Below are 7902 nucleotides of genomic sequence, written 5' to 3'. Positions count from 1 at the left end.
GCATGGTCACGACCAGGTTCCGTCGATCCCGCACAAGAAACCATCCGCGCGAGACCCGCGCCATCGCATCCGTGGAATCCCTAGTCGGCTCCTCTCCCAACACAGCCCCGGACACCACGTCAACGCTCGGTTAGATGTCGAGCGAACCTAACAGTGGGGTGTCAGCTGAGCGATGATGAGCAGATGCGACGCGTCGATGATGTTCGCAGCCTTGGCGTGCCGCGCCGCGGAAGGGGCTGGGGCGGTTGGCGACCCCGGCACTCCTGCTTGGCTGCCCCGCTGAGTGCCTGCGCCGGAACGTGGTGGAGGAGTAGCTAGATGTTGCTGGGTCGGCGCCACGCCTGCGAGGTACTCGATCGGTTGTTGGAGGCCGCTCGGGGAGGTCAGAGCGGCGCTTTGGTGGTGCGCGGTGCGGCCGGTGTGGGCAAGTCGGCGTTGTTGGATTACGTGGCCGAGAGGGCGTCGGGGTGTCGGGTGGTGCGGGTCGCTGGTGTGCAGTCGGAGATGGAGCTGGCGTTCTCCGTACTGGATCAGTTGTGCGCGCCGATGCTGGATCGCGTTGATCGCCTGCCGGAGCCGCAGCGCGACGCTTTGCGGACGGCGTTCGGGTTGGCCGGTGGCGCGGCGCCGGATCGGTTCCTGGTGGGTCTGGCCGTCCTTGGCCTGTTGTCGGAGGTGGCCTGCGAGGAGCCGCTGGTCTGCCTGGTGGAAGATGCGCAATGGCTGGATCGCGCCTCAGCGCAGATCCTTGCCTTTGTTGCCCGACGCCTCGGAGCGGAGTCGGTCGCCCTGATCTTCGCCGTGCGCGAATCCAGCGGCGACCGGGACCTGTCGGGTCTGCCGGAGCTCGTGCTCGACGGATTGGGTGACGCCGATGCGCGGGCGCTGTTGGTTTCGGTGGTCGGCTGGCCTCTGGACGAGCGGGTGCGCGACAGGATCGTGGCCGAGACACACGGCAATCCGCTCGCATTGCTGGAGCTGCCGCGGGGATTGACGCCGGCCCAGTTGGCGGGCGGGTTCGGGCTGCCCAGCGTCGCGGCGCTGCCTGGTCGCATCGAGGACAGCTTCGCGCGGCGGCTGGCGCCGCTGCCCTCGGCCACCCGGCGGCTGTTGCTGCTGGCGGCCGCCGAGCCGCTCGGTGACTCGGTGCTGCTGGCGCGGGCGGCCGACCGGCTGGGGATCAAGGCCGAGGCGGGGGATGCCGCCGAATCCGAGGGTCTGGTGGAATTCTGTGTCCAGGTGACGTTTCGTCATCCACTGGTGCGCTCGGCGACCTACCGGTCGGCCTCACCGGAGCAGCGGCGAGAGGCTCATCAAGCACTGGCGGAGGCGACCGATGCACAGCTTGATCCCGATCGGCGTGCGTGGCACTTCGCCCAGGCGGCGCCCGGGCCCGATGAGGAGGTTGCGTCCGAACTTGAGCGCTGCGCCGACCGTGCACAAGCGCGCGGCGGGCTAGCGGCAGCGGCCGCCTTCCTCGAGCGATCCGCGGCCCTGACTCTTGAACCGGGGCGGCGGGCGGGGCGCGCACTGGCCGCCGCGCGGGTGATGGCCCAATCCGGCGCGTTTGATACGGCGCTGCGGCTGCTTGCCACCGCAGAGGCAGGCCCGCTCGACGAGCCGCAGCGGGCCGGGGCCGAGCTGCTGCACGGAGAGATCGCTTTCTCGTCCCGCCGCAGTAGCGACGCTCCACTGCTGCTGCTCAAAGCCGCGCAACGCTTCGAACCGCTCGACGTAGGGCTGGCACGCGAAACCTACCTGGAAGCAGTGTGGGCGGCGATGTTCGTCGGCCGTCTAGCCAGCAGCGCCGGTCTATTGGAAGCAGCGCAAGCCGCATGTGCGGCACCCGCGTCGCCGCAGCCGCCGCGTGCGGCCGATCTGCTCCTCGACGGACTGGGAGGGCTGCTCACGCAGGGCTATCCGGCCGGGACACCGACGTTGAAGCTTGCACTGAGTGTGTTTCGGAGCGAGTCCCTCGCTACCGAGGAGGAACTCCGCTGGCTGCAGCTCGCGTGCCGCACCGCTGTTGATCTGTGGGATGACGAGGCGTGGGAGGCGCTCTCCATTCGCCACGTCACGCTCGCCCGTGACGCCGGAATGCTTAGCGAGCTGCCGATCGCCCTCAACACGCGGGTCGGGGTGGGCCTGAACGCAGGCGAGCTCACGGCGGCCGCGTCGCTGGTAGATGAGGTGGAGATGATTATCGAGGCGACCGGCAGCCAGATTGTGCCCTACGGTGCGGTGGGGCTTGCTGCCTGGCGGGGTCGCGAAGCCGAGGCCGCTGAGCTGTTCGAAGCCAGCATGAAGGAGGTGCTGCGCCGCGGGGAGGGGGTGGGGCTGACCGCGATTGCGTGGGCGCGCGCGCAGCTCTACAACAGCCTCGGCCGATACGCGGAGGCGTTGGCCGCCGCCGAGCAGGCCAGCGAGCATCCAGAGGAGCTGCTTTTCTCCACCTGGGGGTTGGTCGAGCTGATCGAGGCGGCCGCCCGAAGCGGAAAACGTCAGCGCGCCGCCGACGCCCTTGAGCGGCTCACGGAATCGACACGCGCGTGCGGCACCGACTGGGCGCTGGGCATCGAGACGCGCTCACAAGCGCTGCTGAGCGACGGTGAGGTTGCCGAGCGCCTCTACCGTGAGGCGATCGACCGGCTCGGCCGCACCCGCGTCCGCGGGGCGCTGGCCCGCGCCCACCTGCTCTACGGCGAATGGCTGCGACGCGAGCACAGGCGCACCGACGCCCGCCAACAACTGCGGATCGCCCACCAGATGTTCGTCACGATGGGCGCCGAGGGATTCGCCGAGCGCGCCCGACGCGAACTGCTCGCTACCGGCGAGACGGTCCGCAAACGCCTTGTCGAGAACGCCGGCCAGCTCACCGTCCAGGAGACCCAGGTCGCTGAACTGGCCCGCGAAGCCCTGACGAACGCTGAGATCGGCGCGCGACTGTTCATCAGCCCGCGAACCGTCGAATACCACTTGGGCCACGTCTTCACCAAACTCGGCATCAACTCGCGCATCCAGCTCCATCGGGTACTGCCCACCAGTCCCAACGTGACCTAGCGGGACCGGCGCCGGTAAGGAGTGTGGTGCCGAGCCCAGCCAACTAGGGAATTCCCGGATGCGAAGGTCCGGGTGTCGCGCGGATCGTATCTGGTGGAAGTCGAACTTCGGTGGCACAGCTCGTCTGCAGTAACGAGATGACGGATCGACCCGTTGAGGAGCGCGCGATGAAGTTCCTGTTCGACGATCAGACCTTTTCCTTTGAGACGCTGCGCTCTACCGGGTTCGCCAGCTACCTCGGGGCCGATCTGGGCGAGGTGCTTGCCACCGCGGCCCGGATCAAGGATGGAGACCTGGCCAGTTGGCAGCGGGAATGGAAGGCGACCGCGGGGCGGGTGGCCGAGTTGGGTGAGCGCTCCGTTGCCGCCGGACACCGGATCTCCGCCCGAGAAAACCTGTTGCGGGCGTCGAACTACTACCGCACCGCGGCTGACTTCTGCTCGACAACCCCGCAGACAACCCTGACCTCGCCGCCCTGTACGCCGGGCAGGTCGACACCTTCGCCGCGGCGGCGGCCTTACTGGACCACCCGGCCGAGGCGGTGTCTATCCCGTATCAGGACACGACGCTGCCCGGCTATCTGTTCCTGGTCGATGACTCCGGCGTGCCCCGGCTCACCATCATCTACACCAGCGGGTATGACTCGACCAGCCGGCAGAAGGCGCCGGAGAACACACGCACGCCGGCGCGCTGGGACGGGCCCACCCGGTGATGTTCGACTGGCTCGACACCACACTGAGCGCTTAACAGGGGTCATGACATGGGAATCCGCGACAGACTTGTCAACGGGCCGTTGGGTTTCGGTGCTGCTCCGCTTGGGAACATGTTCCGCGAACTCACCGACGAGGAGGCCGCCGCCACGGTGGATGCCGCCTGGCAGCACGGAACCCGTTTGTTCGACACCGCACCGCAATACGGTGCCGGCCTGTCCGAAATCCGGCTCGGCAGGCAGCTGGCCAAACACGACCGAGACGAATACGAGGTGAGCACCAAGGTGGGCCTCGTGCTCGACGAACTCGAGACCGGGCCGCGCGATTTCGGCGAGAAGGGTGATCTGTTCAAGTCCGGCCGAACCAACCGCATGGTGTACGACTATTCAGAGAAAGGGACGCTGAAATCGATCGAGGATAGCCTCTCCCGCCTGGGCGTGGATCGGCTCGATTTTGTCTGGGTGCATGACCTTGCCCAAGATGTTCACGGCGACGGCTGGCTTGCCCAGTTCGAAACGGCTCGTACCGGAGCGTTTTGCGCGCTGAGCCGGTTGCGCGCCGAAGGGGTCATCAAGGGGTGGGGCCTGGGGGTCAACCGTGTCGAACCCGTCGAACTCACCCTGAGTCTGACCGACGTAGCGCCCGACGCGACGCTGCTGGCGGGTCGTTACACCTTGCTCGATCACGAGCTGGCACTGCAGCGTCTGATGCCGGCCGCCGCGGCCCAAGGGGTCGACATTGTCGTCGGGGGCCCCTACAGCTCGGGTGTGCTGGCCGGCGGCACGCACTTCGAGTACCAGCCAGCGCCGCCAGATGTCACCGCCAAGGTGGAGCGGATCAAGGCGATCGCTGAGCGCCATCGTGTGCCCATCAAGGCGGCCGCGCTGCAATTCGTGCTCGCCCACCCCGCCGTCGTTGCCGTCATTCCGGGTGCCAGCCGACCCGAACGCATCGCAGAAGATTACGCGGCGCTCAACACCGTTATCCCAGACCACTTTTGGCGTGAGATGCGCGATCAACACCTCGTCTCACCCGACGCGCCGCTACCCGTCGACCGATAACAGGAACAAAGTCAGTCTGGATCGACCTGCCCTAAGCAACACAAAACCTCATAGGCACTTGGGAGGAAAATGATGAAAGTTCTAGTCACCGGCGCCACGGGCTACCTCGGCGCGGTCGCCGCCGAGGCGCTGGTCACGCGAGGCCATCAAGTCTTGGGGCTGGCCCGGTCCGAGCGGTCCGCGGATACACTGCGCAAGCGCGGGATCGAGCCCGTTATGGGCGACTTCGGCGAATCGGTGAGCCTGGCCAACGCCGTTCGCGACGCCAGACCCGACGTCGTGGTGAGCACCGCAAGCGTCGGCGGCGCGAGTGGGGACCAGGCCGCCTTCGCGCGGGACGGTGAGGCGGTATGTGCCATGCGGGAGGCGCTAACTGATCACGGCGGCGCCCTCGTCTTCACCAGTGGGTCCGCGGTCTTCGGGGTCTTCAACGGCGGCGACGCCACCGACACCGTCTACGACGAAGGCGCCCGCTTGCCGCTTGCGGCATCGGTTTTCGCGCCCGAATCCGCGGGCGTGCACCCTCTGCTGGCCGCCGGTTTCGGAGAGGCGATGGCCGCTCGCGTCGAGACCGAACGGGCCGTCCTGGCCGACGGGGACGTGCGCGGTGTTGTGGTACGACCCGGGCTGGTGTACGGACGCGGCGGCAATTCGGACCTCAGGTCTTTGATCGACCGGGCACGGAAGCACGGTCGCGCCGGTCACTGGGGAAGCGGTGGCACCACTCAGAGCTTCGTGCACGTCGAGGATCTGGCCGAGTTATTCTGCCTGGCAGCGGAACTCGCGCCGCACGGGACGATCCTGCACGGCGTCGCCGACGACGTCACCCAGCGCGACTTGGCCCGCGCCATCAACCGGATGATCGGAACAGACCAGCACACCGACAGCCTCTCGCTGTTGCAGATGCTTGGCATCGACGCCGACGCAGTCGGGAGCATCGGCGGCTCGTTCACTCCGCCGCCCAGCGCAGCATCGGGTATCAGCCTGTCGCTGAACAAACGTCTGTCCTCGGACAAGACGCGCAAGCTCCTCGACTGGTCGCCCAAACGCACCGACGTCGGCGACGACATCGCCTTCGGCTCATACGCGAACACATAGCCGGCCGCCCAGCGATCAAACTCTTGCTCCGCGTCGTTGTGAACGACGATGTGATTCGTCACCGGTACTGCTCATCGAGGAAGGCGGAAGCTTGTGGACCTCTACGACGTGATGCGCACCACGTTCGCCGCGCGCGAGTTCACCGGCGAACCGCTGCCAGACCGCACGCTGTATCGCATCCTCGACAACGCGCGTTTTGCACCTAGTGGAGGTAACCGCCAGGCGGTGCGCATCATCGTGCTCCGCGACCAGAAGACCCGCGACCGCCTCGCCGAGTTGTCAGTGCGTGGGGCCCAGCGCTACGTGGCGCAGCTCGGTATCGGGGAGGCGCCCTGGAATCCGTTACGGCCCAGTAGCGTGCCTGCCGCGGACGTCGTCACCACCGAGGTTCCCGACACCCTCATCGCACCCTTGCGCCGGGCATCCGTCGTCCTCGTGGTGTGTCTGGATCTCAGATACGTGGCAGCCACCGATCAGGACCTCCGCCGCGTCGGGGTCACAGTGGCGCCTCGGTGTACCCGCTGGTGTGGAACATTCTGCTGGCCGTACGTGGCGAGGGATACGGCGGCAACCTCAGCACGATGGTGGTGCCGCAAGAGCCGCAGGTGCAAAAACTGTTGGGAATTCCCGATTTCTGTGCGGTCGCCGCGGTGTTGGCTCTTGGCAAGCCGACGCGACAAATCACCAAGCTGCACCGCAATGAATCGCCCTGGAAATCCCGGAGGCTCCAGACCTTGGAAACGAGGATGGAGTTATGCCGAAGGAACAGGTGCCTGGAAAGCCGACGTCGCGTCGGTATAGCCCGGAGGAGAAAGCTGCCGCGGTGCGGATGGTCCGTGCGTTGCGTGCCGAGTTGGGCACCGACCACGGGACGGTGTATCGGGTGGCACAGCAGTTGGGGTATGGCATCGAGTCGGTGCGGTCCTGGGTGCGCCAAGCCGACATCGACGACGGGTATTCACCCGGCGTGTCCACCACTGAGGCGCAACGAGTTAAGGAACTAGAACAGGAAGTCCGAGAACTTAAGCGCGCCAACGAGATTCTGAAGCGAGCGGCCAGTTTCTTCGGGGCGGAGCTCGACCGCCAACACAAGAAATAGTCGCCTTCATCGACGCCCAGCGCGACGAGTTCGGGGTCGAGCCCATTTGCACCGTCCTGCGCAGCGCAGGGGTGTCGGTGGCCCCCAGCACTTATTACGACGCCAAAACTCGCCCGCCGTCGGCGCGGGTCTGCCGTGACAGCGTGATCGGTCCGGCGTTGCAGCAGCTGTGGGAGGACAACTATCGCGTCTATGGGGCCCGCAAGCTGTGGAAAGCAGCGCGGCGAGCCGGCCATGACGTCGGCCGCGACCAGGTGGTCCGGCACATGCGTGCCGCCGGGATGACCGGGGCACGTCGCGGCAAACGGGTCCGCACTACCAAACCAGACCTGACAGCGGCGCGGCATCCCGACCTGGTGCGGCGCAAGTTCACCGCGGCGGCCCCGAATCAGCTCTGGGTCACCGATCTGACCTTCGTGCCGACCTGGGCCGCGGTGGCCTACGTGTGCTTCATTGTCGATGCCTTCAGCCGGATGATCGTAAGCTGGCGGGTGGCCTCCCACATGCGCACCACCATGGTGCTCGACGCAATCGAGATGGCCCGCTGGTCACGTGGAAACACGCTGCCGGGGTTGATATCTCATTCCGATGCGGGCTCGCAGATCACGTCCATCCGCTACGGCGAACGCCTCGCCGAGATCGGTGCCGTCCCGTCGATCGGGTCGATCGGAGATAGCTTCGACAACGCACTGGCAGAGACGGTCAACGGCTACTACAAGTCTGAACTGATCTACGGGCCGACCCGCACTAGCTGGCTATAGGTCGTGTCAAGTGGGTTGTGGGCACGGTTCTTGACGGACAGCATCCGACTTTGGTGTTGTCGTGGTGTCGGTATTGGCGGTTCAGGGGTGTTGGGCTGGCCCAAGAGGTGGTG

General features: G+C 66.6%; 4 protein-coding genes, 2 pseudogenes and 1 other annotated feature. All 6 genes and pseudogenes read left to right on the top strand.

From position 1 onward, the window contains the following. The first annotated feature begins 318 nt into the window (after positions 1-318). Positions 319-3060 (top strand): helix-turn-helix transcriptional regulator, encoded by a 2742-nt coding sequence (locus JWP83_RS19080; RefSeq protein ID WP_297733024.1) that lies wholly within the window; start codon positions 319-321, stop codon positions 3058-3060. A 541-nt stretch (positions 3061-3601) separates the two neighbouring features. After that, on the top strand, positions 3602-3772 hold the full coding sequence (locus tag JWP83_RS19075; protein ID WP_297733021.1) for a hypothetical protein: 171 nt from the start codon (positions 3602-3604) through the stop codon (positions 3770-3772). Between the two features lie 48 nt (positions 3773-3820). Next, a complete protein-coding gene (locus tag JWP83_RS19070; RefSeq protein ID WP_297733018.1) occupies positions 3821-4831 on the top strand; it encodes an aldo/keto reductase in 1011 nt (336 codons plus the stop codon). A 72-nt stretch (positions 4832-4903) separates the two neighbouring features. Next, positions 4904-5929: an NAD-dependent epimerase/dehydratase family protein gene (locus tag JWP83_RS19065; RefSeq protein WP_297733015.1), complete on the top strand. Its 1026-nt coding sequence runs from the start codon at positions 4904-4906 to the stop codon at positions 5927-5929. A gap of 93 nt (positions 5930-6022) precedes the next feature. Then, a pseudogene (locus JWP83_RS19060) lies at positions 6023-6630 on the top strand (nitroreductase family protein); the annotation flags it as partial. Positions 6631-6683: 53 nt separating this feature from the next. After that, positions 6684-7768: pseudogene (locus JWP83_RS19055) on the top strand (IS3 family transposase); the annotation flags it as partial. After that, positions 6983-7114 (top strand) — a sequence feature (AL1L pseudoknot). It overlaps the preceding pseudogene by 132 nt. Positions 7769-7902 lie beyond the last annotated feature (134 nt).

Source organism: Mycobacterium sp., assembly GCF_025965855.1.
Taxonomy (GTDB): domain Bacteria; phylum Actinomycetota; class Actinomycetes; order Mycobacteriales; family Mycobacteriaceae; genus Mycobacterium.
Note: the sequence above shows the minus strand (reverse complement) of the source record. Positions and strands in the feature narration are given on the sequence as shown.

Coding starts and splice junctions, on each gene's coding strand:
- JWP83_RS19080 (WP_297733024.1), top strand. CDS start 319: ATGTTGCTGGGTCGGCGCCACGCCTGCGAGGTACTCGATCGGTTGTTG.
- JWP83_RS19065 (WP_297733015.1), top strand. CDS start 4,904: ATGAAAGTTCTAGTCACCGGCGCCACGGGCTACCTCGGCGCGGTCGCC.
- JWP83_RS19070 (WP_297733018.1), top strand. CDS start 3,821: ATGGGAATCCGCGACAGACTTGTCAACGGGCCGTTGGGTTTCGGTGCT.